Raw genomic sequence first — 26,148 nt, 5'->3', positions numbered from 1 at the left:
GCTCATACCTGGGTCCGATGGAAATTGATGAAGGACCGGGAGGCGGTCGGCCCCCGCTGCCCCTGGTACCGCGACCCGTACCGCTCGCTGCCGTAGGGATGGTCGGCCGGCGAGGTGAGCCGGAACATGCAGAGCTGCCCGATCTTCATCCCGGGCCACAGCTTGATCGGCAGGGTCGCGAGATTGCTGAGCTCGAGCGTCACGTGCCCGGAGAAGCCGGGGTCGATGAACCCGGCGGTGGAGTGCGTGACCAGCCCGAGCCGCCCGAGCGAGCTCTTCCCCTCCAGCCGCGAGGCCAGATCGTCGGGCAGCGAGACGACCTCGTACGTGCTGGCCAGCACGAACTCGCCCGGGTGCAGGATGAACGGCTCGTCCCCCTCCGGCTCCACGAGCCGGGTCAGGTCCGCCTGCTCCACGGAGGGGTCGATGTGCGGGTACCGGTGATTCTCGAACACCCGGAAGTAGCGGTCGAGGCGCACGTCGATGCTCGACGGCTGCACCATGGAGTCGTCGAAGGGATCGATACGCACCCGCCCGGAGTCGATCTCGGCCCGGATGTCCTTGTCTGAGAGAAGCACGCACCGAGGATACGCAAGGCGCGCGGAGCTGCGACAACCGCCGCCGCGCCGCGCGCCCGGTCCTGCTGGGGTCTCCGCGACTCTCCGTGCCCGGGAGGCCGGCTAGCGCTTCTCCGCCACCACCGGCACGGCGCTCCGCAGCCGCGCACAGCGCGGACATCGGACGAGCCGGCCGGGGCCGAGCCGCTCGGCCTTCTGCATCGGGAACGTGGCGGCGGTGAACACGTGCCCATCGGCACAACGGAGGACGGTGCGATCCATCAAGTCCTTCAAGTCCCTTCCCCAAGAGCCGCGTCTGGCGAACTACGCTGACGACGAAAGCCACATTACGGGATCAAAGAGACGACTCTCCAGGCGGCACTCCGCCCTCCCGGGCACCCTCGGGAACGCGCCCACGGTACGCCCCAACTCCGGTACCCCGCAGCCGCTTCCTCACGCCGGAACGACGTCCGGCCCCACGGCGGGATCACCGGGGGCGAGCGATGGGGTAGAGTGAGCGAGCGTCCAGCACCGACTCCGGTCGGCGGATCGCGCGGGTGTAGTTTAATGGTAGAACATCAGCTTCCCAAGCTGAGAGCGCGAGTTCGATTCTCGTCACCCGCTCCATGAAGAAGGCCCAGGTCATCGGCCCGGGCCTTTTTGCTGTGCGGATTCGCTCAGTCGTCGCGTGCCACATGCTTGATCATCCGGTTTCCGTGCCACGGCACCACGGGCCTTCCGTGCACTGCGGTCGAGCGTGCCGGCGACCTCCCGTTGCCGCTCCTCTTCGGAGTGCTGGTAGATCATCGCGGCCTTTTCCGAGGACTGGCCCGCACGGACCATCGTGTCCTTCTTGTATCGCGATGCGCGTCTCCAGTTCGGGCGGCTGGACGTCGGTGGTCAGGCCCCATTCGAAACGGTTCCGCAGCCGGTCCTCGAGCGTCACCAGCTGCCTGGGCGGCCGGTCGGAGGACAGGACGATCTGCGTGTTGGCGTTGTGGAGGGTGTGGAAGGTGTGGAAGAACTCCTCCTGCGTCGACGCCTTGTCCGCCAGGAACTGGATGTCGTCCACGAGCAGGATGTCCATTTCGCGGTAGCGCTTCCTGAGAAGGACGAGGACACAGGTTCATTCGCACCGTCGTGGGTCAGACGGCGGGGCTCCTGCGTTCGATCAGTACGACGTCGCGCCATACGCCATGGTGTTGGCCGATGCGCTCGCGCGTACCGACGGTGCGAAAGCCGGCCCTTTGATGAACGGCGAGACTGGCGGTGTTCTCGGGGAAGATGCCGGATTGGATTGTCCAGATCCCGGCGGCCTCGGTCGACCTGATCAGCTCGCGGAGGAGTGCGGCGCCGATGCCGTGGCCGCGTGCGTCGGGGTGGACGTACACCGAGTGCTCGATGACGCCGGCGTACGCGCATCGGTCGGAGACCGGTACGGCGGCGACCCAGCCGAGGACCCGGCCCGTGGCGTCGAGGGCGACGTACCGGTGTTCCGGCAGCTTGGCGGCGTTGAACTCTTCCCAGCTGGGAGCGGTGGTCTCGAAGGTGGCGTTGCCTTCGTCGGTGCCGAGTTGGTAGATCTCCAGGACCTGGTGGGCGTGCTCGGCCGCCATCGCGGTGATGCGGTACTCGTCGGCTCTGCTCATGATCGGGTCACCGGGGCGATCTCGTCGACCAGGCCGCGGATGCGCTTCTCGATCTCGTCGCGGATCGGGCGGACCGCTTCAACCCCTTGGCCGGCCGGGTCGGGGAGCTCCCAGTCGAGGTAGCGCTTACCGGGGAAGACGGGGCAGGTGTCACCGCAGCCCATCGTGATCACGATGTCGGACGCCTGGACAGCGTCGGTCGTGAGCGCCTTGGGTACCTCGGCCGCGATGTCGATGCCCACCTCAGCCATGGCCACGACGACGGTCGGGTCAACGGTGGCGGCGGGGGCGGAGCCGGCGGAGCGGACCTGGACGCGGTCCCCCGCGAGGTGGGTGAGGAAGGCGGCGGCCATCTGCGAGCGTCCGGCGTTGTGGACGCAGACGAACAGGACGGACGAAACGGCGGTGTCAGGCATGGGCAGCGTCCTTCTGGGGCGCAGGGGTGGCGGCTGGGGCGGTGAAGTAGCGGCGCGCGTACAGGGCGACGTACACGAGACCGATCAACACGGGCACCTCGATGAGCGGGCCCACGACGCCGGCGAGGGCCTGGCCGGAGGAGGCACCGAAAGTGGCGATGGCGACCGCGATGGCCAGTTCGAAGTTGTTGCCCGCAGCGGTGAAGGCCAGCGTCGTCGCGCGTGGGTGGTCCAAGCCGGCCACACGTCCCAGGAACATCGATCCGGCCCACATGATCGCGAAGTAGACCAGCAGCGGCAGGGCGATGCGAGCGACGTCGAGGGGCTGCGAGGTGATGGCGTCGCCTTGCAGGGCGAAGAGGATGACGATCGTGAAGAGCAGCCCGTACAGGGCGAAGGGGCCGATGCGCGGGATGAGCTCGGCTTCGTACCAGGTGCGGCCCTTGGTCCTCTCGCCGATGCGGCGGGTGAGGTAGCCGGCTGCGAGCGGAATGCCCAGGAAGATGAGCACGCTGCGGGCGATCTCCCACACCGAGACGTCCAGGCCGGTCCGTTCCAGGCCGAGCCAGCCGGGCAGGACGGAGAGGTAGAACCAGCCGAGCGCCGAGAACGCGATGACCTGGAAGACGGAGTTCAGGGCGACCAGGACGGCGGCGGCTTCACGGTGGCCACAGGCAAGGTCGTTCCAGATGATGACCATGGCGATGCAACGAGCCAGGCCGACGATGATCAGGCCGGTGCGGTAGGCGGGCAGGTCCGGCAGGAGCAGCCAGGCCAGGGCGAACATGAGCGCCGGGCCGATGATCCAGTTGAGCAGCAGAGACGGCAGCAACAGACGGCGGTCGCGGGTGACGGTGTCGAGGCGGTCGTAGCGGACCTTGGCCAGCACCGGGTACATCATCACGAGCAAGCCCAAGGCGATCGGCAGGGACACCCCGGTCACGGTCACCTTGGCCAGCGCGTCACCCAGGCCCGGAACCAAGCGCCCCAGGCCCAGCCCGGCAGCCATGGCGGCAAGGATCCAGACGGCGAGGTAGCGGTCCACGAAGGACAGACGCCCCGCTACGTTCTGCTCGGGAGCAGCAGTACTCACGAAGCTGCTCCGGCCGGCGCGCTGCGGTCAGGCAGAGGCTCACCCATGGGGCGGGTCAGGATGCTCGCCAGCCGGTCGGTCGTCTCCGGGACCAGCCAGTAGTAGACCCACGTGCCGCGCCGTTCGCAGTCGATCAGGCCGGCCTGCCGCAGCAGCTTCAGGTGGTGCGAGATCGTCGGCTGGGACAGATCGAAGGCCGGGGTCAGGTCACAGACGCACACCTCACCGCCCGACCGTGAGGCGATCATCGACAGCAGGCGCAGCCGCACCGGGTCGCCCAGTGCCTTGAACACCTTCGCCAGCTCCACGGCCTGGTCCTCGTCCAGAGGAGCGGTCAACAGCCCTGGGCAGCAGGCCCCGGACTCGTCGGTCTGGCCGAGCACCACCACATCTTGATTCGACATAGCTCTATGTTGACATCCTTCGATTCAGCGCGCAATGTTGCATCAACAGACATCGAAACAACCGGATGGGAGCCCTGCCATGTCCCGCGCTCAGCTCGCCCTGCGTGTCAGTGACCTGGAAGCGTCGATCACCTTCTACGCGAAGCTGTTCGGCACCGACCCGGCAAAGCGGCGCGAGGGCTACGCCAACTTCGCCATCACCGAGCCTCCGCTGAAGCTCGTCCTCATCGAGGGCGAGCCCGGCGAGGAAACCCGACTGGACCACCTCGGCGTCGAGGTCGAGGCCACCGACCAGGTCACCGCCGCCACGTCCCGCCTCAAGGACGCCGGCCTGGCCACCTTCGAGGAGAACGACACCTCCTGCTGCTACGCCCTCCAGGACAAGGTGTGGGTGCACGGCCCCGGCAAGGAGCCCTGGGAGGTCTACGTCGTCAAGGCCGACGCCGACACCCTCGGCAAGAGCGCCGACCCCCACGCCACCGGCGACGGCTGCTGCACCGGCCAGGCCGCCGAGGAGGCCCCGACCGCCGCGGGCTGTGCCTGCGGCTAAGGGGGTGCGGGGGGACGAGTGAGAACGGGCCCCGGCCACGGTCGGGGCCTACTCGCGTCAGCGCGCCCTGCGACAGTCATAGGGCACAGCATTGGGCTACGGATGGAAGCTCCGTGCCACCGCCGTGCCAGATCGTACGGGGACGCACGGGGAACAGCGGGGAGGAGTTCGCCGGCCAGGTCGACCGCCTGGCCACTCCGCCGCAGGCCAGCTCAGCAGCAGCCCACGAGTAACCGGAGCTTCCCCAGCAGACCCGGGCCTTTTTGCAGTCCTTGGCGATCACTCGTCGCGTGCTGAAAGCTCGTCGGTCGTCTTTGGCAGCCTCCGCCTGAGCCCGGAGGACTCGATCCCGCTGACCATCGTGTCCTCGGTTACGCGTGCATGAATCTTCCCCGGCGGGGGCCGTCCGGTGGTCAGTCGGAGGGCTCCCACCGGGTCGCTGCTTCCGGCTGTTCCTGCGAAGGGGACACGACGGGGCACGCGTGGTCCGACTGCGTCATCGTCCATCCGTCCCCGAGCACCTGGAGGCTGCCGGACACGGCGGAACGGCGCGCGGTGCCGCCGTCGGCTTCCGCGTGGTTCACCGTGCACGTCAGCTGGAGCATGGCCCGACGGCTCAGCGGAGCCGTCCTGCCGGGGAGCTGCACGAAGAGGATCCCGTCGGCGACCACCACCCGTGGCGCGTCCGTCAGGCGGGGCAGCTCCGTGGTGGCCGTCGCGGTCTCGTTCGCGGCCGGCCCCTCGAACAGCAGGTGTACGACGGCCTCGAGGTCCCCGGCGTCGTCGATCCGGCGGGGATAGGGCGTCAGGTCCCCGTCGCGCAGGAAGTAGAGGGAGACGCTGGCGGGCGTCGAGGGCGGTGCCGCGCTGGGGGAGTACAGGCCGCTCGCCGGCGCACCGGCCTCGATGACACCGGACGGGGGGACTCCGCACGCTGTGAGCGCGACCGCGGCCGCGGCCGTGAGCCCGGACAGCAGCGCTGCCGTCCGCGAGCCCTTCACCGGGTGCTCCCGCCGCCGGCACCGGTGTCGGTGTCGTCGCGGTGCAGCGGGAGTTCGACCGTGAACACCGCACCGCCCCGGGGCAGGTTCGCCGCCCGTATGCGTCCTCCGTGCAGGCGCACGTTCTCCGCCGTGATGGCCAGGCCCAGCCCGCTGCTCTCGCTCCTGGCCCGTGAGGCGCTCGCCTTGTAGAACCGCTCGAAGACGTGCGGCATGTCCTCCTCGGCGATCCCCGGCCCGTTGTCGGTCACCTCGATGACGGCCCAGGCCGTGCCGACCTCGTCCATTCGTACCCCCATGGTCAGCCGCACGGGCGGCTCTCCGTGCCGCAGCGCGTTGCCGATCAGATTGGCCGTCACCACGTCGAGCCTGCGCGGATCGACGCGCGCGCGGAGCTCGCCCGGTCCGGGCAGCCGGGTCTCCACCTGCTCCTGCCGCCACCGGGAGGCGACGGTGCGCCGTACGGACTCGGCCAGGTCGATCTCGTCCCGGTTGAGTTCGGCCGCCCCCGCGTCGAAGCGGGAGATCTCCATCAGGTCGTTCACCAGTCCGCTCAGCCGGTTCGTTCCCTCGCTGATGAGCCGCAGCGCTTCACCGGTCTCCCCTTCCCCCTCCAGGTCCAGCACGTCGGTGACCGCCGACATCGCCGCCAGCGGCGTGCGCAGCTCGTGGGAGACGTCCGCCACGAAGCGGCGCCCCTGGGCCTCCAGGCGGCGCAGCTCTCCCACGGTCCGCTCCAGTTCGGCCGCCGTCTCGTTGAAGGACTGGGAGAGGTCGGCCAGTTCGTCGGAGCCGGTGACGTCCAGCCGGACGTCGAGATGCCCCGCGGCCATCCGGCGCGTCGCCCGGCGCAGCGCCCGTACGGGACGCAGTACGCCACTCGCGGCGAGCAGCGCCAGGACGGCGGCGAGGCACAGGGCCACCAGGGTGGCCCGCTCGATGCCGTGGACCATGGCCTCGACGTACCCCTCTTCGGTGGTCTGCGGGACCTCCAGGTACATCACGAACCCGGAGAGCGTGGTCTCCAGGCCCTCGCCCGAGGTGTACGTGACGGGCATGCCGACGACGAGACGAGGGCGCCCGTCGACGTTCATCCGCTGGAACACCGCGGCACGTCGGTCGCGGACGGACCGGAGCATTTCGGGGCTCGGCTCGACGAAACCGGCGCTCGGCGCATAGGCGCGGTGGCCGCCGTACGTGGCCATGATCCGCCAGCCCGACGAACGGTTCGCGTACAGCACCTGGTCCACCGCGAACTGGAGGTCCGACTGGTCCGGGGCAAGGGGGATGGAGGGCGCGACGGCGTCGACGCTCGTACGGAACCGGTTGATGACGGAGTCCTGGCTCTGCTGGAGCACCCCCGTGCGCGCCTCGCGGAAGGCGAGGGCCCCGGTGCCCAGGGAGCTGACCATGGCCACCAGGACGAAGGACGTCAGCAGGCGGGGGCGCAGGCCGCGCAGGGGGAGCGGAACGCGCGCCAGTGCCGCTCGGAGGAACCACCGGGGGCCGGCACCCGGTACGGCGGCGGACCCCCGGTTTCTCATGAGGTGACGAAGCGGTAACCGAATCCGCGTACGGTCTGCACGTAACGGGGATTCCTGCCCTCGCCGAGCTTGTTGCGCAGTCGCTTCACACAGGCGTCCACGAGTCGTATGTCGCCGTGGTAGCTGTGTTCCCAGACCGCTTCCAGCAGCTGCTGGCGGCTGAACACCTGGCCGGGCGAGGCCGACAGGGTCAGCAGCAGCCGCAGTTCGGAGGGGGCGAGGGTGACGGTTTTGCCGCGGTGCGTCACCACGAGTCCGGCACGGTCGACGACCAGGTCGCCGTGCGTCTCCGCCCGGGGACGGGTGCCGTCCGGCAGCGACGCGTCCTGTCTGCGCAGTACGGCCCGTATCCGTGCGTCGAGCACCCGGGCCTGCACGGGCTTCACCACGTAGTCGTCCGCGCCGGTCTCCAGTCCCACGACCACGTCGACGTCGTCCCCCCGGGCCGTCACGATGATGATCGGCACCTGGTCGCGGTCCCTGATCCGGCGACACACGTCCAGGCCGGACATGCCGGGCAGCATGAGATCGAGTACGACGACGTCCGGCCGGAAGGGGCCGAGCTGTCCCAGCCCCTCCTCCCCCGTTTCCACGGCGAGGACCTCATGGCCCTGGTGCCGCAGACCCAGTTGGACGGCCCTGCGGACATCCAGGTCGTCTTCGACGATCAGGACCCGTGGCATTTCGGCAGTGTAAGCAGACCGGACGAGGTGACCGTCCCGAGGAAGGTCCCTCTCCGGCCGCCGTTACACAACGATCACATGGCCCGGGGAACGCGGGGCGTCGTTATCTTTCCGTGACGGCACCGGCTCATGGGGATCATCTGGGATCACCAGATTGAGCTGCCATGCATGCGGCACGACAGCGGCAATCCGCACCCGCCACCGGCAGCACCACGGCCGGTCACCGGGCCGGTCGCCGACGCCGGTACTCCCATCGCCGGCAACGGCCGCGCCACCGGGGCCGGAGACTGCTGACCAGCCTGCTGGTGACCGCCGGCCTGCTGGGTTCGGCGGCGTACTTGCTGGATGGCGGGCGGAGCGACGCGTCGAGTGGGGTGCCGCACCCGCGGACCACGCACGTCACCCCCACCCCCACACGGCCCCCCTCCTCCCCCTCACCCTCGCCCTCTCCCACCGCGAGCCGGACCGAGATCGACGTTCCCCCGACGGGCAGCGGGACGTTCGTCACCGCGCAGGCCAGTGGGGAGAAGGCGGGCGGCGGCTCCCGCCCGGTGCGCTACGTCGTGGAGGTCGAGACCGGCCTCGACGTCTCGCCGTCCCAGGCGGCGAACGAGATCGCCGGGATACTCGCCGCCCCGCGGGGCTGGACCCGCGACCCGGACAACGCGTTCGAGCTGGTGGGCGCGGGATCACGGCACGACATCACCATAAGGATCGCGACACCGGCGACGGCGGACGCCCTGTGCTGGGCCGGCATCCAGCAGGACACCGGAGGCGAGTACAACTGCGAGGTTCCCGGAGGGGTGGTGGTGAACCTCAAGCGCTGGGTCAAGGGCTCGCCCACCTTCGACGGGCCGATCCATGACTACCGGGCGCTGATCATCAACCACGAGGTGGGGCACTTCCTCGGCCACTCGCACGCGACCTGCGGGGGCGCCGGGCGACTGGCCCCCGTGATGATGCAGCAGATCAAGGGCCTGCACGGGTGCGTCGCCAACGCCTGGCCCTACGACGAGAACGGCGACTTCGTCACCGGGCCGCCCGTATGACCGGCGCCGGCCCCAGGGTCGTGAACGGACAGCTCGGGGCAGGGGACCCATGTGGTCACCCTGCCCCTACGGCTTACTGCGCTCCTGGTGCCGCGACCGGTTCAGACCGAGGCCGGTGCCGTGTGCGGCGCTCCCCGGCTCAGCCGAAGTTCACGTCGCTGCACCACATGTAGGCCTGGTCGAGGTGTGAGGCCTGCCAGATCACGAACAGGACGTGGTGTCCGCTGTAGCCGGAGGTCTGGACGGGGAACGTGATGTCGTTCGCCGGGGCGAAGCGGCCGGTCTGCGTGATGAAGTCGAGGTTGCCCCAGCCCAGGGTCTGGGTCTTGGGGTCGAAGCCCTGCTTGCTCACGTAGACCTTGAAGTAGTCGGCACCGTGGGACGCCTGGTCGTACAGGTGGACCGAGAAGTTGTTGCCGACGGTGGTGGTCTTCCACGGCCCGGGCTTGTTCAGGCTGGCGTTCCTCGAGAGGTTGTTGCTGCAGAGCGTCCCGTCGGGCGTCTTCGCCTGGAACTGGCCGCCGAGGCCGTCGCGAAGCGCGCTCATCCAGTTCCACATGGTGTCGGCGTTGGCCTGGAAGGCCTGCCAGCACATGGGGTCCTGGGTCTGCATGGCCGGGTTCGTGTGGTTGCTGCCCCAGGTCTTCCAGCACTGGTACGCGCGGGAGGCGGGGCCGACGATGGTGCCGTGGGCCTGGGCGGGGGCCGACCAGGTCAGTGCGCCGGCAACCACCGCGAACAGCATGACGAGCGCCTGGAGAGGCCGGCGGAGGGACGACCTCGAAGGCCCGGTTAACGGAATCTGCGTGCGCATGTGGGGGGAACTCCTTCCAGTGGCAAGGCTAGTGGGAGCGCTCCCAACGGTAGGACCTCCGAGGGATATGTCAATGGAGTGAACAAAGTCGATCACAAGGGTGGGCAAAGAGCCCACGTGAGGCGGCTGCTCATGGGGAAGGGGCCCTCCGGCGAGGCCCTCCGGCGATCCCGCCCGTCGACTGTTTCGGTCAACTCGCGTGTGGTGCGCAGGTGTTGAGCCTGCGAGCCGGCCTCTCTACCATGGCGCCGCGTCATCTCGCGGTCTTGCAGTCGGCCCGCCTTCCCTCCATCGAGATGAGGTCTCATGACCCGAAACCGAGCCGTCGTCAGCGCGGTCGCCGTGGCCCTGTTCACCGTCGGCCTCGCCGTCGGCCCGGCAGCCGCAGCCACCGCCACCGCCACCGCCACCGAAGCGAAGGCACGCGTCGGCGCCGACTGGGCCACTCAGTCGATCGTCTTCACCGCCGCCGCAGGGCAGGCCAACAACCTCGACATCTTCTCCATGTACACCAGCGACGGGATCCGGCGGATCGGCTTCACCGACGTGGTCCCGCTCCAACCGGGCGACCACTGTGCGTACTCCAGCGCCGAGGACACCACCTCCGTAGTCTGCGAGCTGCCCGCCGACAGCTCCCGGCCCGACAGGATCGACGTCCTCCTCGGCGACGGCGACGACACGGTCGCCGCCTTCGACCCCGGGGTCGGCACCGTCCGCGGCGGCTCCGGCGACGACACACTGCATGCCCACACCGCACGCACGGTCCTGGGCGACGCGGGGAACGACATGGTCATGGGACCCGCCGCCCTGTACGGCGGCGACGGCCTGGACCACCTGATGGGCGACGGCGGCAACCAGCGGATGTGGGGCGGCCGGGGCGACGACATGATCGAGGGCTACGGCGGTGACGACACCGTGTACGCCGGCCCCGGCGACGACCACGCCATGGGCGGGGACGGCCGCGACATCCTCCTCGGCGGCCCCGGCGACGACACACTGGACGGCGAGGACGGCGACGACCTGGTCTGCGGTGGCACGGGGAAGGACGCCCTCGAAGGCGGCCCCGGCCGCGACACCGTCCTCCCGTAGGTGCGCAGCCACGCCCGAAGGTCCCGGCCCGCGGCGCCGACGGCGTCGCGGGCGCCGAGCACCGCTCCACCGCGACCGGGACTTCGAGCGCATCGCCGCCGTCACCGGCCAGGCACTCCAGTGGTACGGCCCCGAAGCGGGTGATGGAAGCGGGCCAGGACCGACTGCGACCGCCTCCTAGCGTTCGGCATCGGCTGCCCGTCCGGTCGTCCGCGCATCCCTGCGGGCCGCCAGTTCCAGCAGTTCGTCGACCGACCACTGGTCGTAGACGTGTTCGCCGTACTTGGCGGCGAGGACGCGGCCGTCGGGCGCGATGAGGAAGTCGGCGGGAAGGCCCAGCCGGCCGCCGTGCGGGCTGCCGGCGGGCAGGCGCTCCCGCCCCCTAACGACGTTCCAGGCGCCGCTGAGGACCGCCCGGACGATGGGTCCCCAGGCTCGCGGGCTGAGCAGGGCGCGGGGCGACCGTTCCACGCCGTACTCCGCGTACAGCCGCCTGGCCGGGTCGGCGACGACAGCGAACGGGAGACCGGCGATGTGGGGCGCCAGTTCCTCGGCGGGTGAGTGGAAGACCACCACCTCACGGACACCGGCGGCCTCTATCTCCCGGTGCCGCCTCACCACCGACCGCAGGTGCAGGTTGCAGACCGGGCATCCGGCGAACCGCCGGAACTGGAGGTGGATCAGCCGTTCGGGGTCGGGGACGGCGACCCGGTCGCCGGAGACGGTGGTGAGGCTGTGTCCGTCCACGGTGGAGCCGGGCTCCACCGTGCTGCGGGACATGCGCATGGGCGTTCCCTTCGTAGGCGTACGCCGTACGCATATCAGCGTAAGCGTATGCCGTACGCTGTCAATCGTCATGCCGCGCCCGCGTTCCCTCACCCCCGACCGGCTCGCCTCGGCCGCTCTCGCCGTCATCGACCGCGGCGGGCTCGCCGGGCTGTCGATGCGCGCCGTCGCCCAGGAGCTCGGCGTGAGCACCATGGGGCTCTACCGGTACGTCCAGGACCGCGAGGAACTCGAAAGGCTTGTCGTCGCACTCGTCCTGAGCACCGTGGACACCGAGCCGCCGGATCCCGGCCCGCCCTGGTGCGAGCAGGTCGAGATCATGGTGCGGCGCCTGCGCGACGCTGTGGGCGCGCACCCGGAGGTCGTCCCCCTCACCATCGCCCACCGGCACCACTCCCTCGAGGTGATGCGCTGGTCGGAGACCGTGCTCGCGATCCTGACCGCGGCGGGCGTCGAGGGCGGGCGGCGGGTCGTCGCCCTGCGCGGCCTGCTCAGTTACGTCATCGGAGCGATCCAGCTGGAACACCTCGGGGCCCTGTCCGGCCCGGGGACGACGGCCATCACCGGGCTGCCGCCCGCCGAGTTCCCGCACCTGACCAGGACCGCCCGGGACGCCCGGAACGTCGGCGCCGACGAGGAGTTCCTGGGGGGACTCGCCCTGCTGCTCGGCGGCCTCGGCGTGTGAGACGGTCGGTCCGTGCCGCGGACGGCCCGGTCACCGAGCCGAAATCCCCTGTCCCCGGGGCCGGTTGCGTGGTCGACTGGAGCGGAACACCCCTGCCGCCGGCCTCATCGGAGCCCTCCTTGTCCTTCCGCGTCACCGCCCTCACCGATCCCGAGCGCACCTCGTCCGGCTACCGCCTCGCGTGGCTGGCCGCCGGAGCGGGCGGGGAGCCCCTGGGGTCCGCGTTCCTGCGGGTGTTCACCCGGGAGGGACAGGAGCACCTGACCGAGCTGCGGGTGGACGTGCACCCCGCGGAGCGGCGCCGGGGGGTCGGGTCCCGGCTGCTCGCGGCGGCGGTGGCCGCCGTGCGGGAGGCCGGCCGGAGATCCGTGGTGGCGCAGGCCGACGCGGGGACGCCCGGCGACCGCTTCCTCGCCGCGCACGGTTTCCGCGGGGTGCTGGCGCTGACGTACGCCCGGCTCGCGCTGGACGCGTGGGACAGCGGCAAGGCCGACCGGATCGACGCGATCGTCGGACGGCCGCACCCCGGCTACCGTCTCGTGTCGTGGCGCGGCACCGTCCCCGACGAGCTGGCCGACACCTTCGCCGACTCGCGCCGCGCCCTGGACGACATGCCCATGGACGACGCCGACCACGGAGTCGTGGTCTGGGACGTCGAGCGGGTCCGGGCCGCCGCGAAGGCCGTCGCCGACCGCGGGGAGCTGCTCACCACGGTGGCCGCCGTCGACGAGTCGGACGGCTCGGTCGTCGGCTTCTGCGAACTCGTCGTGCCGGGCGACGGCACGGGCGACGGGCAGCACTACGGCACCGGCGTGCTGCCCGGGCACCGCGGTCACGGGCTCGGCCGCTGGATGAAGGCCGAGGCCATTCGTCTGGCCCGCGCCGAACACCCGCGGCTCGGCGGCCTGGTCACCGACACCGCGGACAGCAACACCCCCATGCGGGGCATCAACGACGCCCTGGGGTACGTCCCCACGCACCGGGCCCTGCAGTACCAGCTCGACCTGTGAGGCCGGGTTGTCGCCGAACTCCCCCGGAATTGTCCGTGATCGGTAACGGACGCATCCCGCGGCCGCCGTTCGTCGTCCTGCCAGGTGGACTCGAGGTGACCGAGGCGGACAACTGCGGGAGAGCGGGGCGGACATGGCACGGCACAGTGGCGGGCGGGGCTGGTACGGCAAGGTCGTCGGGGCGGCGCTGGGTGTGACGATGCTCGCCGTCGGCGCGTCGGTGTGGACCGCGCAGGCCGACTCCGTGGGCGGTTCGCCGTCGCCCCAGGCGTCCGCGTCGGCCACGCCGGGCAGTGGCGCGGAGCAGGTCGACGTGACCATCGCGCACGCCTCGGACGCGGGGGCGCGCGGCGTCAACATCACCGTCGACGACGGCCCGGACCCCGCCTGGACGCCCCAAGTGCTGGACCTCCTGCGGGAGTACGGGGTGAAGGCGACGTTCTGCGTGACGGGGACGCAGGCGCAGGCCCACCCGGACCTCGTGAAGGAGCTGGTCGCGGCCGGGCACCGGCTGTGCAACCACTCGGTGTCGCACGACACCGCCATGGACAAGAAGTCCGAGGCCTACCAGGCGCAGGAGATCCTCGACGCCGAGCGCATGATCACCGAGGCGTCCGGGGGTGTACGGCCCCTGTACTACCGGGCCCCGGGCGGCGCGTTCACTCCCTACAGCCGCAAGCTGGCCGCCTCCCACGGCATGCGTCCGCTGGGCTGGAACGTGGACACCAAGGACTTCGAGCGGCCGGGCACGGACGCCATCGTCGCCACCGTGGAGCGGGAGATCTCCAACGGGCCGACGCTCCTCTTCCACGACGCGGGCGGCGACCGCTCCCAGACGGTCGAGGCCCTGCGCCGCGTCCTGCCCTGGCTGAAGGAGCAGGGCTACGCCTTCGGCTTCCCGGTGCGCTGAGCGCCCGGCCCCGCGGCCGGGGAGGCGTGGCGGCCCCGGGTGCCGCACACGAAACAACCCACCCGTCGTCCCGGAATCCGCGCATGGCAGGCAGACTCTGGGGTGTAGTTCCGTTGAGGAGGAGGACTCGCGCATGATCACGCTCACCAAGGAAGACGGGCCGGCGGACCTGGACGGAGTGACCCATCTGTCCATCGGCGTCTCCTGGGACCCGACCGCCGGAAGCAGCGGCGGAGTGATGGGCAAGCTGCGCCGCAAGACCGGTACCGACCTGGACCTGATCGCCGTCGCCATGCAGGGCGGGGACCCCGTGCGGCTCGCCGGGATCGACTCGCTCGACCCGATGGGCAACGGGTCGCTGCTCCACAGCGGCGACAACCAGACGGGGCACGGGGAGGGGGACGACGAGACGGTGACCGTCGAGTTCGCGCGGCTGCCGCCCGTGATCACGTCGATCGTGTTCGTCGCCGCCGCCTACAAGAAGGGCAGCTCCTTCCAGAAGGCCCGCAACGTCAGCTTCAAGGTCTACGACGCGACCGGCGGCAGCTCGCAGCAGGTCGCCGACATCTGGCCCAGCCTGCTCAGCCAGGACAACGGCTGCGCCGTGGCCAAGGCCGTGCGGGTCGGCAGCACCTGGAAGCTGGAAGTGATCAACGAGACGGGGAAGATCAAGCAGGGCGACGAGCACGCCCTGATGCGTTTCGCCGTCAGCAAGTAGTACGGGAGCGGCGGCGCGGCAGCCGTCGCCCGGGGCGGGGTGCGGGGGGTCGGGGTGCGGGGCTTGCGGAGGGCTCCGTGCCGATGGCGGTTCCGCCTCCGCCCGGCCGCCCGGTCCCCCGCGGCCGTCCCCCCGGTGACCGTGTGACGGGCGGGAAGGCCTGCCGCGTCAGTCCTCCTCCGCGCCGCGCGCGTCGCCCAGCAGGTCGCGCAGCAGGCGTTCGTCGGCCGGGTCGAGGCAGGTCACGAAGCTCGCCGGCACCGCCTCGCGGTCGCTCTCCGCGTCCAGCACCTTGCGCATCCTGCGGGCGGCCGGACCGGCCTGGTCCGCGGCCGGCGTCCAGGCGAAGGAGCGGCCCGCACGCTCCCTGCTCACCGCGCCCTTGTCCAGCAGCCGGGTGAGGATCGTGACCACCGTCGTACAGGCCAGGTCCCCGCCCAGGCGCTCCTGCACCCAGCCGGCCGTCACCGGGCCCTCCGCCTCACGCAGCACCGAGAGCACCAGCGCCTCCAGCTCGCCCTGCCCCCGCCGCCGGGGACGACGCCAGTGATCCGTCACGCCCGCCCTCCCTTCCGCCGCCGCCCGTTCCCGGGCGGACTCGTATAGACGCCCCCGGGTGCCCGGGGGCGCCGTCGGGCGCCGCCCGCCCCTCTGCCCGGCCGGACTGCACGCGCTTCGAACGGGCATCCGTAAGGGCGAGATAAAACCACTCGAGGGGCAGGCATGGAGATTTCAGGCATCATCAGCGCCGTCGTGATCGGCATCGTCATCGGTGTCCTGGGCCGGCTCGTCGTCCCCGGACGTCAGCGCATCGGCATCCTGTGGACCATCGCGGTCGGCATCGTGGCCGCCCTCATCGGCTCGGCACTCGCCGCCGCGTTCGGCGTCGCCGACACCGAGGGCGTCGACTGGGTCGAGTGGCTCATCCAGATCGTCCTCGCGGCGCTCGGGGTGGCCGCCCTCGACCGGGCCAAGGCCCGCCGCTGACGGGTACGGGGCCCCGCCTGGCCGGTGTGCTCCTTGTCTCGGCACGGGGAACGCGGCCACGGCCGCCGCGTCCCCCGTGCCGAGCCGCCCGCAGGCGCACCGCGAAGCCGTCGTCGGAGGTCACGGCGCCGCGAAGAGCGAGTACGCCGGTGGACCCTGCCACCGGGGCGGAGCAATATCTGTGCCCATGAGGGGAGAAATCGGGGTCACGCGCCGGGAATATTCCCCGCCCTGCCGCCCGGGGCGGCATTATTTCCACGCGCCCGTGCGATCACGGCGTGCTACTGTCGACGGAAGTTGCAGTAGTGGTTGCCTGAAGGTTTTTCCGACGGGGTGATCATCGCGGCGACCGGAGCGCGCACAGGGCGGGCTCCGAGCACCGTTTCCGAAGGAGATTCACATGGCTACCGGCACCGTGAAGTGGTTCAACGCCGAAAAGGGCTTCGGCTTCATCGAGCAGGACGGCGGCGGCCCCGACGTCTTCGCCCACTACTCGAACATCAACGCCCAGGGCTTCCGTGAGCTGCTGGAAGGCCAGAAGGTGTCGTTCGACGTGGCGCAGGGCCAGAAGGGCCCGACGGCGGAGAACATCACTCCCGCCTGACGCTCACACACACTTCGCAGCTGGGGCCCGCACCTCGAGGGTGCGGGCCCCAGCTCGCGGCGTTTCAGGACGCGACACGGAATTCCCGCGCCTCGGCGCATTCCTGAATTCCTGAATTACCTCGATCCACCCGATTCTCTCGGTCCGCACGGCTCACCACGCCGAAGCCGGCCGGGGCCGGCTCGTTCTTGCGATTCCCTGCGCTGGTCTTTCCGCTGCGGGTCTCCCTCGATACGTGCCGTATCAAGGAAGGTTCCGCATGAACCGCACACGAACGAACAGCCGTCCCACCCGCGCCCGCGGCGGAGCCCCGGGCTCCGGGCGCTCCGGCGGTCCGCGCCGCTCCCAGGGCTCGGGGCGCCGGCCGGCCGCTCCCCAGGGCGAGTTCGCGCTGCCGAAGACGATCACTCCGGCGCTGCCCGCCGTGGCGGCGTTCGCCGACCTGGCCATGCCGCCGGCCCTGCTGGCCGCGCTCGGCCGCGAGGGCGTGACCGAGCCGTTCCCGATCCAGGCGGCGACCCTGCCCAACTCCCTGGCCGGCCGTGACGTGCTCGGCCGCGGCCGCACCGGCTCGGGCAAGACCCTCGCCTTCGGCCTCGCCCTGCTGGCCCGTACGGCGGGACGCCGGGCCGAGCCGCGGCAGCCGCTCGCCCTCGTCCTCGTCCCCACCCGCGAACTCGCCCAGCAGGTCACCGACGCGCTCACCCCGTACGCCCGTGCCGTGGGGCTGCGGTCGGCCACCGTGGTCGGCGGCATGTCGATCGGCAGGCAGGCCGGGGCCCTGCGCGCGGGGGCCGAGGTCCTCGTCGCGACGCCCGGACGCCTGAAGGACCTCATCGACCGGGGCGACTGCCGGCTGGACGACGTCGAGATCACCGTCCTGGACGAGGCGGACCAGATGACCGACATGGGCTTCATGCCCCAGGTCACCGCCCTGCTCGACCAGGTGCGCCCCGACGGGCAGCGGCTGCTGTTCTCGGCCACCCTCGACCGCAACGTCGACCGGCTGGTGAAGCGCTACCTCACGGACCCCGTGGTGCACTCCGTCGACCCGTCGGCGGGCGCCGTCACCACGATGGAGCACCACGTGCTGCACGTGCACGAGACGGACAAGCACCGCACCACCACCGAGATCGCGGCGCGGGACGGCCGGGTCATCATGTTCCTGGACACCAAGCACGCCGTGGACCGGCTGGTGAAGCACCTGCTGAAGAGCGGCGTCCGCGCGGCCGGCCTGCACGGCGGCAAGTCCCAGCCCCAGCGCACGCGGACCCTCGCCCAGTTCAAGGACGGACACGTCACGGCGCTGGTGGCGACCAACGTCGCGGCCCGCGGCATCCACGTCGACAACCTCGACCTGGTCGTCAACGTGGACCCGCCCACCGACCACAAGGACTACCTGCACCGTGGCGGCCGTACGGCCCGTGCGGGCGAGTCCGGCAGCGTCGTCACGCTGGTCACCCCCGACCAGCGGCGTGAGGTCGGCCGGCTGATGGCAACGGCCGGCATCACCCCGCAGATCACCCCGGTCCGGTCGGGTGAGGCGGAGCTGACCCGCATCACCGGCGCCCAGGCACCGTCCGGCGTGCCCGTCGTCATCGCCGCGCCGGTCGTGGAGCGTCCCCGGCGCGCCGCGTCCGGTGGCTCCTCGTCCCGTGGCCGCCGTGGCCGCGGCGGCCAGGCGGGCCGCACCGCGCAGGGCGACGGCACCGGCCAGGCGGGGCAGGGGCGTCCCGCGCAGGGCCGCTCCGCGCAGGGCGGCCGCTCCGCGCAGAGCCGGTCCGCGCAGGGCGGCTCCGCCCAGGGGCGGCCCGCCGGGGAGGCACCCCGGCGCAGGCCGCGGCGGCAGTCCACCGGCGAATCGGCGGCCTAGGCCGGACCACGACGGGGCCCGCCACGGGCCCCGTCCCCGGGCCTCCCGCCGGGGCTCTCACCCGGCCGGACGGCCCTCACGAACGGCAAGCTCCTCGAAAGCCCGGACCCTTCCCCCTGTGAGGCATCATGCGCTGCGTCATCGCCCGGTACCCGTTCGACCTGACCAAGGACGGAGTGCTCAGCTCGATGAAGGGCATCACTCCCGAGCCCATCGCGGGTGAGTCCGTCACCATCGGCCGCCGCCGCTACCCCGTCAAGCAGGTGGGCGCGGTCGTCACCCGCCAGGACCGCCGCGACTTCACCGCCGGCGAGGTCACCCGGGCCATGGCCCGGCTCGGCTTCACCTGCCACCCCGACCCCGAGGCCGCGCCCGCGCCCGCCGCCTCCCCGGTGCAGACCGCGTCGGCGCTGCTCGGCGGCGCCTCGCCGCTGGAGGGCTGAGGCCTCGTCGGCACGCGGGACGGACGCGGGCCCCGGCGTCAGCCGACGGCGGCCAGACCGGTCGCCCGGCCCTGCTCGTCCCACCGGACCTCCAGGACCCGCTCGACGGCGTCCCGGTCGACCGGGCCGAACACGTGCGGGAACAGGACGCCTTCGGCCACCCCGGGCGGCGGGGCCGGGGCGGCCGGCTCCCACACGCACGGCGCGGTGAGCCGGCTCTCGTCGACGACCAGGGCGAGCAGGGGCCGCGGAGCGGTGCGGTAGAAGGCGTTCACGACGGCGAGGGTCGTCTCCTCGTCCGGGGAGCAGTGGACGAAACCGTCCTCGGCGAGGGACGCGGGCGCGTACGGCCGGCCGGGATCGGCTTCCCAGTCGGCGCGGGGTACGACGTGGTAGATCATCGTCCGATTGTCCCAGCGGCCCGCCCGCACCCCCTCACCCCGAGGGCGTGGCCGCGGTGGTCGGGCGTGCCGTCGGCGCGTCTCCGGGCGGCGCCGACGTCGCCGGTGCCGGCGGACCGACGGACGACGACGTGCTCGGGACGGCGGACGACGACGCGCTCGGGACGGCGGACGGCGTGGTGGGGGCGGACGGGCCGGGGGCCGTCGTCTCCGGCGCCTGGCCCGGGCCCCGGGACGGGGCGGCGGACGGACCGGGCAGGGACGGCGAGGGGACGGCCGGGGGCGGGGCCAGCGGGACGGTCGGACGGGCCGGCGGGCCGGGGTCCGCCCACCGGACCGGCAGCACGAGCAGCGCGGCAGCGGCGGCACAGGTCGCGGCGGCCCCGGCGGCGGCGCGCCGCAGACGGCGCCGGGACGCCGCCCGGCGGATCGCCTCGTAGCGGCCCGGCGGCGGACCCAGGAAGTCCGATCCGGGGCGCAGGACGACGAGCAGCGGGTCGTGCGGGTCGTCGTGCGCGGACCACGGGCCGTCCGGATCGTCGTCAAAGCGTGTGGTCAAGGCTTCTCCTCAGATGGACGCGGAGCAGTTCGCGGGCCGCGTGCAGGTCGGCCTTGACGGTTCCTTCCTTGCGCCCGGTGAGCACGGACACCTCCCGGATCGGCATGTCAGCGTAGTAGTGGAGGAGGATCGGCACGCGCAGTCGTTCCGGCAGGGACTGCACGAGCAGGCGCACCGACGGGTCGGCCTGCTCGGAGTGCGGGCGGACGGCTGCCTCCGCGGTGACCCGGCGCACGGCCCGGCGCTCGCGCTCCAGCTTGCGCCAGTGGTCCCGGACGAGGTTGGCGGCGGTGACGTAGAGGAAGCCGCGGGGCTCGTCCACGGACGTCCAGCGGGCCCAGAGCCGGGTGAACGCCTCCGAGGCGATCTCGTGGGCCGTCTCGTCGTCGTCGACGAGACGGCGGCACCAGCCGGCCAGGCGGGGGTAGAGGGCGGCGAACAGTTCGGACGCCGCCCTGTCACGGGACCGTTTCAACGCTCTCCATGGTCGGGGTGGGGGCAGGGGGAAGACGCCGGCGCGGGGGTCCGCGTTCCCGTGGTCACGACGGGGCGGGAGCCGTGGGCGCACCGGCACCGGCACCGGCACCCGCCGTGGTCGTGGCGGTCAGCTCGGCGAAGGCGATGACGTTGTCCCGGTAGCCGCGGCCGTCGTGCGGGCCGCCGCACGTGATGAGCCGCAGCTCCGGGCGGTCCACGTCCCCGTAGACGTCCTGGGTCGGGAAGTCAGCCTTCGCCACCGTGCGCAGGGACGTCACGGTGAACACCGCGACCGTGCCGTTCTCCAGGCGCGCCTCGATCCGGTCGCCGCGGCGCAGCCGCGCGAGGTGGCGGAAGACACCGTCCCCGTGGCTGCCGACGGTGACGTGGCCGAGGACGACCGACGGTCCCACCTGGCCCGGCGTGGGTGAGTGCCGGTACCAGCCCGCACGGTCGTGGTCCGTGACCGGCGGCACCTGCACCGTGCCGTCGGGCTGCAGCCCCAGCCGCATCACCGGGGTGTCGACCCCGATGGCCGGGATGCGCAGACCGACCGGGACCGACCGTCCGAGGGGCCGCGCCGGCCCGTCGTGGGCCTGCGCGGACGGCGCCGTCCGCGCGCTCGGTGCGCTCGGTGCGTTCGGTGCGCTCGCGGCCTCCTCGGACCCGTGTCCGCCGCCGCAGCCCACCAGCAGCGAGGCCGCCAGGGCGAGGCCGGCCAGGGCGCGCCCGGAGAACGGGGTCATGCCCCGGTCGCCCGGCGGCGGCGCACGACGAGGGCGACCGCGCCGCCCGCGAGGGCCAGCGCGCCGGCGCCCGCGCCGACGAGCCCGCCGCCGCCACCGGAGGACTCCGGCGTCGTCGTCCCGGTGTCGGGCGCGCCCGCGGGCACGGCGGAGACCTGTCCGCCGGCCGGGGGGCTGCTCGGCTCGGCGGACGGCGGGCTGCTCGGCTCGGCCGTCGGGGCCGGGGAGCTGACGGACGGCACCGGCGTGGGAACCATGCTCGGCTCGGCGGTGGGGGCGGGGCTCGGCGTGGAGACGGACGGCGGGCTGCTGGGGGCCGCGGTCGGGTCGTCGGCGAACGCGGGGACGGTGCCGGCCAGGACGGCGGTGCACGCGAGTGCCAGGGCACTGAGGATGGTCCGGCGCATGGGTCGCTCTCTCTCGTCGGTCGGTCGGTCCGCCCGCCCGCCCGTGGTCGACGGGCGGGGACGCATGGTCGCGTGGATCGCGGACCGAGCGGAGAGACGAGGCGGCGGCGGAGCGGGTTGTAAAGAGATGGCAAAGTCACCGGGCGTGCGTGCCGGGCCCGCTTCTCACGGACCCGTGACGTGCCGGGCCCGGCACCCGGCCCCGGCACCCTCGCGGACCTAGCGTGGCCGTATGCGTGTACTGGTCACCGGCGGTGCCGGGTTCATCGGGTCCCACGTCGTGGAGGCGCTCCGGGCCCACGGGCACGTGCCCGTCGGCTTCGACGTCCGCGAGGACCCCCGCGCCGACGTGCGCGACCCGGCGGCCGTCGCGCGAGCGCTGGCCGGGGTGGACGCCGTGTGCCACCAGGCGGCGATGGTCGGGCTCGGCAACGGGTTCGCCGACGCGGCGGAGTACGTCTCGCGCAACGACCTCGGCACGGCCGTCCTGCTCACGGCCATGGCCGAGGCGCGCGTACGGCGGCTGGTGCTCGCCGGGTCGATGGTCGTGTACGGGGAGGGCCGGTACGCGTGCCGCCGGCACGGGGTGGTGCGGCCCGGGCCGCGCGCCGTCGCCGACCTGGACGCGGGCCGGTTCGAACCCGCGTGCCCGGCCTGCGGCGCGGACCTCTCCCCCGGCCTGGTCGGCGAGGACGCCCCGGCCGATCCGCGCAACGTGTACGCCACGACCAAACTGGCGCAGGAGCACCTGGCCGCCTCCTGGGCCCGGACGACCGGCGCCGCGGCGGTGTCGCTGCGGTACCACAACGTGTACGGGCCCCGGATGCCCCGCGACACCCCGTACGCGGGTGTCGCGTCCTTCTTCCGCTCCGCGCTCGCCCGCGGCGAGGCCCCGCGCGTCTTCGAGGACGGCGGCCAGCGCCGGGACTTCGTGCACGTACGGGACGTGGCCGCGGCGAACGTCGCGGCGCTGGAGGCCGGGCCGCCGGCCGGGGCACTCACGGTGTACAACACCGGCAGCGGCGACCCCCGCACGGTGGGGGAGATGGCGACCGCCCTGTCCACCGCGTACGGCGGACCCGAGCCCGTCGTCACCGGCGAGTACCGCCTCGGCGACGTACGCCACATCACCGCCGACTCCTCCCGGCTGCGGGCCGAACTGGGGTGGCGGCCGCGGGTGGGGTTCGCGGAGGGGATGCGGGAGTTCGCGCGGGCGGAGCCGAGCGGGGAGTGACTCCTGGCGGCTCCGGAGCCTCGGGCGCCCGTCATGGGCGGGATCGCCCCTGAGCGCAGCCACCGGGGATGTCACGGACCGTGGCCCGCGTGGTCGGCACGCCGGCCGGCACCGGCCCCCGGCAGAAGGCCCGTCCCGAGCGTGCCCACGGCCCGGCCCCCCGACGTCCGCGTTTCGTGAGGAGCGTAGGTCCGTTTCGCCCGATCCGGGTTCGTAGGGTGAGAACCGTGACCACCTCGCCCGCCGCGGACGTCGACGTCGTACTGCCCTGCCTGGACGAGGCCGGGGCCCTCCCCTGGGTCCTGGCCCGGATCCCCGACGGCTGGCGCGCGCTCGTCGTCGACAACGGCTCCACCGACGGTTCGGCGGACCTCGCCCGCGCCCTCGGCGCGACGGTCGTGACCGAGCCGCGCCGCGGCTTCGGCGCCGCCTGCCACGCCGGGCTGACGGCCGCCACCGCCGGCATCGTCTGCTTCTGCGACTGCGACGCCTCCCTCGACCCGGCCCTGCTGACGCCCTTCGTGCAGGAGATCCGCGCCGGCACGGCCGACCTGGTGCTCGGCCGCAGGCGTCCGCGGGGCCGGGGCGCGTGGCCCGCGCACGCCCGCGCGGGCAACCTCGCCCTCACCCGGATGCTGCGCCGCCGCACGGGCGTGCGCCTGCACGACCTCGGCCCGCTGCGCGCCGCCCGCCGCGAGCGGCTGCTCGCCCTCGGCCTCACCGACCGGCGCAGCGGCTATCCCCTCCAGATGGTCGTGCGCGCCGCGGACGCGGGCTGGCGGATCACCGAGCACGACGTGCCCTACCTGCCCCGCACCGGTGCGTCGAAGGTGACGGGGACCTGGCGCGGCACCTGGCACGCGGTGCGGGACATGCGCCGGGTCCTGTCCGAGGATCCGGCGCGCCCGGTCCCGCGTGACACGGCCCGCGGCGGGAACTCATGGTGAGCATGGCGACCACACTCCTCGTCATCGCCAAGGAGCCGCGTCCCGGCCGGGTCAAGACCCGCCTCACACCGCCGTTCACCCCCGCGGAGGCGGCGGGGCTCGCCGAAGCGGCCCTCGCCGACACTCTGCACGCCGTGGCCGCCACGCCCGCTCGACGCCGGGTGCTGGTGCTCGACGGCAGCCCCGGCCCCTGGCTGCCGCCCGGCATCGACGTCGTTCCGCAGTGCGCGGGCGGACTCGACGAACGGCTCGCGGCCGCCTTCGCCGGGTGCGCCGGACCGGCCCTGCTCGTCGGGATGGACACCCCGCAGGTGACGCCGGAGCTGCTCACCGTGGACTTCTCCGACTGCGACGCCTGCTTCGGCCCCGCCGAGGACGGCGGCTTCTGGGCGCTGGGCCTGGCCCGCCCCGACCCGGCCCTGCTGCGGGGCGTGCCCATGTCGACGCCGGTGACGGGGGCGGTGCAGCGCGCCCGGCTCCTCGCCGCCCGGCTGCGGGTGCGCGACCTGCCGCGCCTGCGCGACGTCGACACCGCCGCCGACGCACGGGCCGTCGCGGCATCGGCCCCGCACACCCGCTTCGCCGCCCGGCTGGCCGCGTGCCCGGCGGTCACGGACCGGCGGGCGGTCCGGTGAGCGGCTCCGTGAGCGGCTCGGTGGACGGGCCGGCGAGCCGTACAGGTCGTCGACGTCACCGCCGGCCGCACGCGGACGGCACCGGCCGGCGCGGAGCCGCTCAGTGGACGTCGGGTGCGCGCCGGTTCGTGGTGCTGCGCCGCGACCGCAGCGCCAGGAGCAGGGCCGATACGCCGAACAGCACGGCCGTGATCAGCAGCCAGCGGGCCAGGAAGCCCTCCGCGGACAGCCCGGCGACCGACCGGTAGCGCCGGTCCACCCGGCCGCTGATCAGCGGCAGCCACACGAGCAGCAGCAGCCCGGAGAACGCGGCCGGAACCCGCACGTACATCACCCGCGAACGGCGCCCGGCCGCCCCCAGGCCGCGTACGACCGCCCGGTCGGCCACCGTGTACAACGGCAGCAGCACGAGGTCGTGCAGCAGTGCCGCCCCCACGAACCACAGCGCCACGCCGAACCAGTCACCGGCGAGCAGCCGCACACCCGCGTAACCGGCGAGCGCGAAGGAGCAGAGCAGCAGGAGGATCTGGAAGGGGCTGCCGAGCACGGGCCGCAGCCCGGCCGCGCGGCCCCGCCACCGCTTCGCCACGAAGCTCATCCCAGGTCTCCGAACGTCATCCGCGTCACCCACTTGGTGTTCAGCACGCCCGGCGCGGCGGGCACGATGATCCGCGCCGGATACCCGTGGTCCAGGCTCAGCGTCTCCCCGTTGACGGACAGCGCGAGCAGGGAGCGCGCGTCGGCCACCTGATTGGCGCGCAGCGCCCCGCTGCGGAAGGCGCCGCGCCGTTGCAGTGACTCGACGAACACGTCCGGCGAGCCGTTCTCGAAGCCCACGCGCGCGGCGAGGTCCCGCAGCCGCACGCCGCGCCACCACTGGTCGGACGTCGCCCAGCCCTCGACGCAGGCGATGGGCAGCGCCGCGCTGTGCTGCTCCATGTCCAGCAGCTCGGCCCGGCTGAGCCGGACGGTTCCGGTGCGCCCGGTGACGACGAGCCGCCAGGCGTCCGCACGCGTCTCGGCCGGGTCGATGCCGACGTACGCGGCCGTCTTGTTGATCTGGAACCCGTTGGGCCCGCTCCCCGGCTCCGGCCCGCCGTGCGGCGAGAGCACGGCCGTCTCCCGCAGCGGCCCGTCGAAGCTGCGTCCGGCGTTGGTGACGAACATCAGCAGCGAGCCGCCGCCGACCGTCCACAGCGCGCCGCGCCGCGACACGGTGGGCGGGTCGGGCCGGGGGGCGGCCAGATCGTCCTCGGTCCCGTCGCGCATCGCCCGCAGGGCGCGCAGCGCGAGCGGCATCTTGAGCGCGACGTGCACGGCGAACGCGGCGAAGAACACCCAGGCCCCGTAGAAGTGCAGCGGGTAGAAGGAGCCGGGGAAGACGTAGTCCAGCTGGACGTCGAGCACCCCGGTCACGAACTGGAACAGCCCGCCCCCGACCAGCAGCAGCAGCGAGACCCGCTCCAGCCCGTGGGCGAGCGAGCGGACCGGCGGCAGCGTGAACAGCCGCGGCACGACCGACCACAGCTTGGCCAGCAGCACCGGGATCAGGGTGAGGCCCAGGGTGACGTGCACGCCCTGGTTGAGGCGGTACAGCCAGGCCGGGCCGGCCGGCCACGCGAAGAGGTAGAAGCCGAGGATCCCCTTGTCCGGGGTCTTGTCGTTGACCGGGTCCAGGCCGGGGTTGTAGGCGGCGTACGAGAGCAGGCCCGTCACGAACAGCACGGTGATGCCGACGAGCAGGACGAGGCCGAGCACTGCCGTGAACCGGCGGCCCCGCAACGGGCTGCGCCAGAAGCCCGGGGAGGAGGGAAGCCGTGGGGCGAGGTCGCGCATGTCCCGACCGTAGGCCGGTACCGGCCCCGGGGACGGCCCGC

The 26,148-nt window shown here is 72.7% G+C and carries 32 protein-coding genes, 1 tRNA gene and 1 pseudogene; 15 read left to right on the top strand and 19 right to left on the bottom strand.

Translation table 11 applies throughout. From position 1 onward, the window contains the following. Positions 1-2 precede the first annotated feature (2 nt). Positions 3-578 (bottom strand): dCTP deaminase, encoded by a 576-nt coding sequence (gene dcd / locus ACGF3H_RS12655; protein WP_189230045.1) that lies wholly within the window; start codon positions 576-578, stop codon positions 3-5. Between the two features lie 532 nt (positions 579-1,110). On the opposite strand from dcd, the gene ACGF3H_RS12650 reads away from it, so the two are divergent. Next, positions 1,111-1,184: transfer RNA gene (locus ACGF3H_RS12650), tRNA-Gly, on the top strand. A gap of 229 nt (positions 1,185-1,413) precedes the next feature. On the opposite strand, the pseudogene ACGF3H_RS12645 reads toward ACGF3H_RS12650, so the two are convergent. The 5 genes and pseudogenes from ACGF3H_RS12645 to ACGF3H_RS12625 form a co-directional block, all read right to left on the bottom strand. Beyond that, positions 1,414-1,662: pseudogene (locus ACGF3H_RS12645) on the bottom strand (DnaA ATPase domain-containing protein); the annotation flags it as partial. Positions 1,663-1,702: 40 nt separating this feature from the next. Beyond that, the gene (locus ACGF3H_RS12640) at positions 1,703-2,206 is read right to left on the bottom strand and encodes an N-acetyltransferase family protein (RefSeq protein WP_362486545.1); all 504 of its coding nucleotides are present in this window, start codon (positions 2,204-2,206) and stop codon (positions 1,703-1,705) included. Next, positions 2,203-2,622, bottom strand: coding sequence for an arsenate reductase ArsC (locus ACGF3H_RS12635; RefSeq protein ID WP_362486544.1), 420 nt, complete (start codon positions 2,620-2,622; stop codon positions 2,203-2,205). The genes ACGF3H_RS12640 and ACGF3H_RS12635 overlap by 4 nt, the downstream gene beginning before the upstream one ends. Further along, positions 2,615-3,715: an ACR3 family arsenite efflux transporter gene (gene arsB / locus ACGF3H_RS12630; RefSeq protein ID WP_362486542.1), complete on the bottom strand. Its 1,101-nt coding sequence runs from the start codon at positions 3,713-3,715 to the stop codon at positions 2,615-2,617. The genes ACGF3H_RS12635 and arsB overlap by 8 nt, the downstream gene beginning before the upstream one ends. Continuing rightward, the gene (locus ACGF3H_RS12625) at positions 3,712-4,119 is read right to left on the bottom strand and encodes a metalloregulator ArsR/SmtB family transcription factor (protein WP_362486540.1); all 408 of its coding nucleotides are present in this window, start codon (positions 4,117-4,119) and stop codon (positions 3,712-3,714) included. Before ACGF3H_RS12625 ends, arsB begins: the two co-directional genes overlap by 4 nt. A gap of 79 nt (positions 4,120-4,198) precedes the next feature. Between ACGF3H_RS12625 and ACGF3H_RS12620 the strand changes: the two genes are divergently transcribed. After that, complete coding sequence (locus ACGF3H_RS12620; RefSeq protein WP_362486538.1) at positions 4,199-4,669, top strand: ArsI/CadI family heavy metal resistance metalloenzyme; 471 nt, start codon at positions 4,199-4,201, stop codon at positions 4,667-4,669. A 413-nt stretch (positions 4,670-5,082) separates the two neighbouring features. Here the strand turns inward: ACGF3H_RS12620 and ACGF3H_RS12615 are convergent, their stop codons facing one another. From ACGF3H_RS12615 to ACGF3H_RS12605, 3 genes are read right to left on the bottom strand one after another with little or no spacing between them, the layout of a single operon-like run. Continuing rightward, positions 5,083-5,670, bottom strand: a complete 588-nt coding sequence (locus tag ACGF3H_RS12615) for a hypothetical protein (RefSeq protein ID WP_362486537.1) — start codon at positions 5,668-5,670, stop codon at positions 5,083-5,085. After that, complete coding sequence (locus ACGF3H_RS12610) at positions 5,667-7,214, bottom strand: HAMP domain-containing sensor histidine kinase (RefSeq protein ID WP_362486535.1); 1,548 nt, start codon at positions 7,212-7,214, stop codon at positions 5,667-5,669. Before ACGF3H_RS12610 ends, ACGF3H_RS12615 begins: the two co-directional genes overlap by 4 nt. Next, entirely contained in the window at positions 7,211-7,897 is a 687-nt protein-coding gene (locus tag ACGF3H_RS12605) for a response regulator transcription factor (protein WP_362486533.1), read from the bottom strand. Before ACGF3H_RS12605 ends, ACGF3H_RS12610 begins: the two co-directional genes overlap by 4 nt. Before the next feature lie 305 nt (positions 7,898-8,202). On the opposite strand from ACGF3H_RS12605, the gene ACGF3H_RS12600 reads away from it, so the two are divergent. Continuing rightward, a complete protein-coding gene (locus ACGF3H_RS12600) occupies positions 8,203-8,946 on the top strand; it encodes a DUF3152 domain-containing protein (protein ID WP_362486531.1) in 744 nt (247 codons plus the stop codon). Between the two features lie 139 nt (positions 8,947-9,085). On the opposite strand, the gene ACGF3H_RS12595 is transcribed toward ACGF3H_RS12600, so the two are convergent. Beyond that, complete coding sequence (locus ACGF3H_RS12595; RefSeq protein ID WP_362486529.1) at positions 9,086-9,691, bottom strand: lytic polysaccharide monooxygenase; 606 nt, start codon at positions 9,689-9,691, stop codon at positions 9,086-9,088. A gap of 375 nt (positions 9,692-10,066) precedes the next feature. Between ACGF3H_RS12595 and ACGF3H_RS12590 the strand changes: the two genes are divergently transcribed. Beyond that, entirely contained in the window at positions 10,067-10,849 is a 783-nt protein-coding gene (locus tag ACGF3H_RS12590) for a calcium-binding protein (RefSeq protein ID WP_362486527.1), read from the top strand. 177 nt (positions 10,850-11,026) lie between these two features. On the opposite strand, the gene ACGF3H_RS12585 is transcribed toward ACGF3H_RS12590, so the two are convergent. Further along, positions 11,027-11,635 carry a peroxiredoxin-like family protein gene (locus ACGF3H_RS12585; protein WP_362486524.1) on the bottom strand — a complete coding sequence of 203 codons (609 nt, stop codon included), beginning with the start codon at positions 11,633-11,635 and terminating at the stop codon, positions 11,027-11,029. Positions 11,636-11,705: 70 nt separating this feature from the next. Here ACGF3H_RS12585 and ACGF3H_RS12580 point away from each other — a divergent pair, with 70 nt between their 5' ends. The 4 genes from ACGF3H_RS12580 (at position 11,706) to ACGF3H_RS12565 (ending at position 14,958) form a co-directional block, all read left to right on the top strand. Beyond that, a complete protein-coding gene (locus ACGF3H_RS12580; protein WP_362486522.1) occupies positions 11,706-12,320 on the top strand; it encodes a TetR/AcrR family transcriptional regulator in 615 nt (204 codons plus the stop codon). A 119-nt stretch (positions 12,321-12,439) separates the two neighbouring features. Beyond that, positions 12,440-13,330: a GNAT family N-acetyltransferase gene (locus ACGF3H_RS12575; RefSeq protein WP_362486520.1), complete on the top strand. Its 891-nt coding sequence runs from the start codon at positions 12,440-12,442 to the stop codon at positions 13,328-13,330. Between the two features lie 133 nt (positions 13,331-13,463). Then, entirely contained in the window at positions 13,464-14,240 is a 777-nt protein-coding gene (locus ACGF3H_RS12570) for a polysaccharide deacetylase family protein (RefSeq protein WP_362486518.1), read from the top strand. Between the two features lie 133 nt (positions 14,241-14,373). After that, complete coding sequence (locus tag ACGF3H_RS12565; RefSeq protein WP_359398120.1) at positions 14,374-14,958, top strand: TerD family protein; 585 nt, start codon at positions 14,374-14,376, stop codon at positions 14,956-14,958. A 168-nt stretch (positions 14,959-15,126) separates the two neighbouring features. Here the strand turns inward: ACGF3H_RS12565 and ACGF3H_RS12560 are convergent, their stop codons facing one another. Next, positions 15,127-15,516, bottom strand: coding sequence for a BlaI/MecI/CopY family transcriptional regulator (locus tag ACGF3H_RS12560; RefSeq protein ID WP_362486515.1), 390 nt, complete (start codon positions 15,514-15,516; stop codon positions 15,127-15,129). A gap of 165 nt (positions 15,517-15,681) precedes the next feature. Between ACGF3H_RS12560 and ACGF3H_RS12555 the strand changes: the two genes are divergently transcribed. From ACGF3H_RS12555 to ACGF3H_RS12540, 4 genes are all read left to right on the top strand, one after another. Further along, positions 15,682-15,945: a GlsB/YeaQ/YmgE family stress response membrane protein gene (locus tag ACGF3H_RS12555; protein WP_362486513.1), complete on the top strand. Its 264-nt coding sequence runs from the start codon at positions 15,682-15,684 to the stop codon at positions 15,943-15,945. A gap of 400 nt (positions 15,946-16,345) precedes the next feature. Next, a complete protein-coding gene (locus ACGF3H_RS12550; protein ID WP_361572686.1) occupies positions 16,346-16,549 on the top strand; it encodes a cold-shock protein in 204 nt (67 codons plus the stop codon). Positions 16,550-16,808: 259 nt separating this feature from the next. Continuing rightward, positions 16,809-18,422 (top strand): DEAD/DEAH box helicase, encoded by a 1,614-nt coding sequence (locus ACGF3H_RS12545; RefSeq protein ID WP_362486511.1) that lies wholly within the window; start codon positions 16,809-16,811, stop codon positions 18,420-18,422. A gap of 128 nt (positions 18,423-18,550) precedes the next feature. Next, on the top strand, positions 18,551-18,865 hold the full coding sequence (locus ACGF3H_RS12540) for an SCO5918 family protein (RefSeq protein WP_362486509.1): 315 nt from the start codon (positions 18,551-18,553) through the stop codon (positions 18,863-18,865). A 38-nt stretch (positions 18,866-18,903) separates the two neighbouring features. Here ACGF3H_RS12540 and ACGF3H_RS12535 read toward each other — a convergent pair whose 3' ends face one another. From ACGF3H_RS12535 to ACGF3H_RS12515, 5 genes are all read right to left on the bottom strand, one after another. Continuing rightward, on the bottom strand, positions 18,904-19,266 hold the full coding sequence (locus ACGF3H_RS12535) for a DUF952 domain-containing protein (RefSeq protein ID WP_362486508.1): 363 nt from the start codon (positions 19,264-19,266) through the stop codon (positions 18,904-18,906). Positions 19,267-19,300: 34 nt separating this feature from the next. Beyond that, positions 19,301-19,825, bottom strand: a complete 525-nt coding sequence (locus ACGF3H_RS12530; protein ID WP_362486507.1) for a hypothetical protein — start codon at positions 19,823-19,825, stop codon at positions 19,301-19,303. Further along, complete coding sequence (locus tag ACGF3H_RS12525; protein ID WP_362486505.1) at positions 19,809-20,300, bottom strand: RNA polymerase sigma factor; 492 nt, start codon at positions 20,298-20,300, stop codon at positions 19,809-19,811. The genes ACGF3H_RS12530 and ACGF3H_RS12525 overlap by 17 nt, the downstream gene beginning before the upstream one ends. 64 nt (positions 20,301-20,364) lie before the next feature. Further along, positions 20,365-21,048 carry a class F sortase gene (locus ACGF3H_RS12520; RefSeq protein ID WP_362486503.1) on the bottom strand — a complete coding sequence of 228 codons (684 nt, stop codon included), beginning with the start codon at positions 21,046-21,048 and terminating at the stop codon, positions 20,365-20,367. Further along, positions 21,045-21,455 (bottom strand): sortase-dependent protein, encoded by a 411-nt coding sequence (locus tag ACGF3H_RS12515; protein ID WP_362486502.1) that lies wholly within the window; start codon positions 21,453-21,455, stop codon positions 21,045-21,047. The genes ACGF3H_RS12520 and ACGF3H_RS12515 overlap by 4 nt, the downstream gene beginning before the upstream one ends. Positions 21,456-21,687: 232 nt before the next feature. Here ACGF3H_RS12515 and ACGF3H_RS12510 point away from each other — a divergent pair, with 232 nt between their 5' ends. From ACGF3H_RS12510 to ACGF3H_RS12500, 3 genes are all read left to right on the top strand, one after another. After that, the gene (locus ACGF3H_RS12510; protein ID WP_362486500.1) at positions 21,688-22,689 is read left to right on the top strand and encodes an NAD-dependent epimerase/dehydratase family protein; all 1,002 of its coding nucleotides are present in this window, start codon (positions 21,688-21,690) and stop codon (positions 22,687-22,689) included. A 218-nt stretch (positions 22,690-22,907) separates the two neighbouring features. Then, positions 22,908-23,636, top strand: coding sequence for a glycosyltransferase family 2 protein (locus ACGF3H_RS12505; RefSeq protein ID WP_362486499.1), 729 nt, complete (start codon positions 22,908-22,910; stop codon positions 23,634-23,636). Positions 23,637-23,638: 2 nt separating this feature from the next. Next, positions 23,639-24,271 (top strand): DUF2064 domain-containing protein, encoded by a 633-nt coding sequence (locus tag ACGF3H_RS12500; RefSeq protein ID WP_362486497.1) that lies wholly within the window; start codon positions 23,639-23,641, stop codon positions 24,269-24,271. Between the two features lie 100 nt (positions 24,272-24,371). Here the strand turns inward: ACGF3H_RS12500 and ACGF3H_RS12495 are convergent, their stop codons facing one another. Next, the gene (locus ACGF3H_RS12495; protein WP_362486495.1) at positions 24,372-24,869 is read right to left on the bottom strand and encodes a hypothetical protein; all 498 of its coding nucleotides are present in this window, start codon (positions 24,867-24,869) and stop codon (positions 24,372-24,374) included. Continuing rightward, the gene (locus ACGF3H_RS12490) at positions 24,866-26,107 is read right to left on the bottom strand and encodes a molybdopterin-dependent oxidoreductase (protein WP_362486493.1); all 1,242 of its coding nucleotides are present in this window, start codon (positions 26,105-26,107) and stop codon (positions 24,866-24,868) included. The genes ACGF3H_RS12495 and ACGF3H_RS12490 overlap by 4 nt, the downstream gene beginning before the upstream one ends. Positions 26,108-26,148 lie beyond the last annotated feature (41 nt).

Origin of the sequence: Streptomyces sp. NPDC048185 (genome assembly GCF_043202495.1) — a bacterium.
GTDB lineage: Bacteria > Actinomycetota > Actinomycetes > Streptomycetales > Streptomycetaceae > Streptomyces.
The sequence above is the reverse complement of the archived record's forward strand: the minus strand, read 5'-3'. Positions and strand labels throughout refer to the sequence as shown.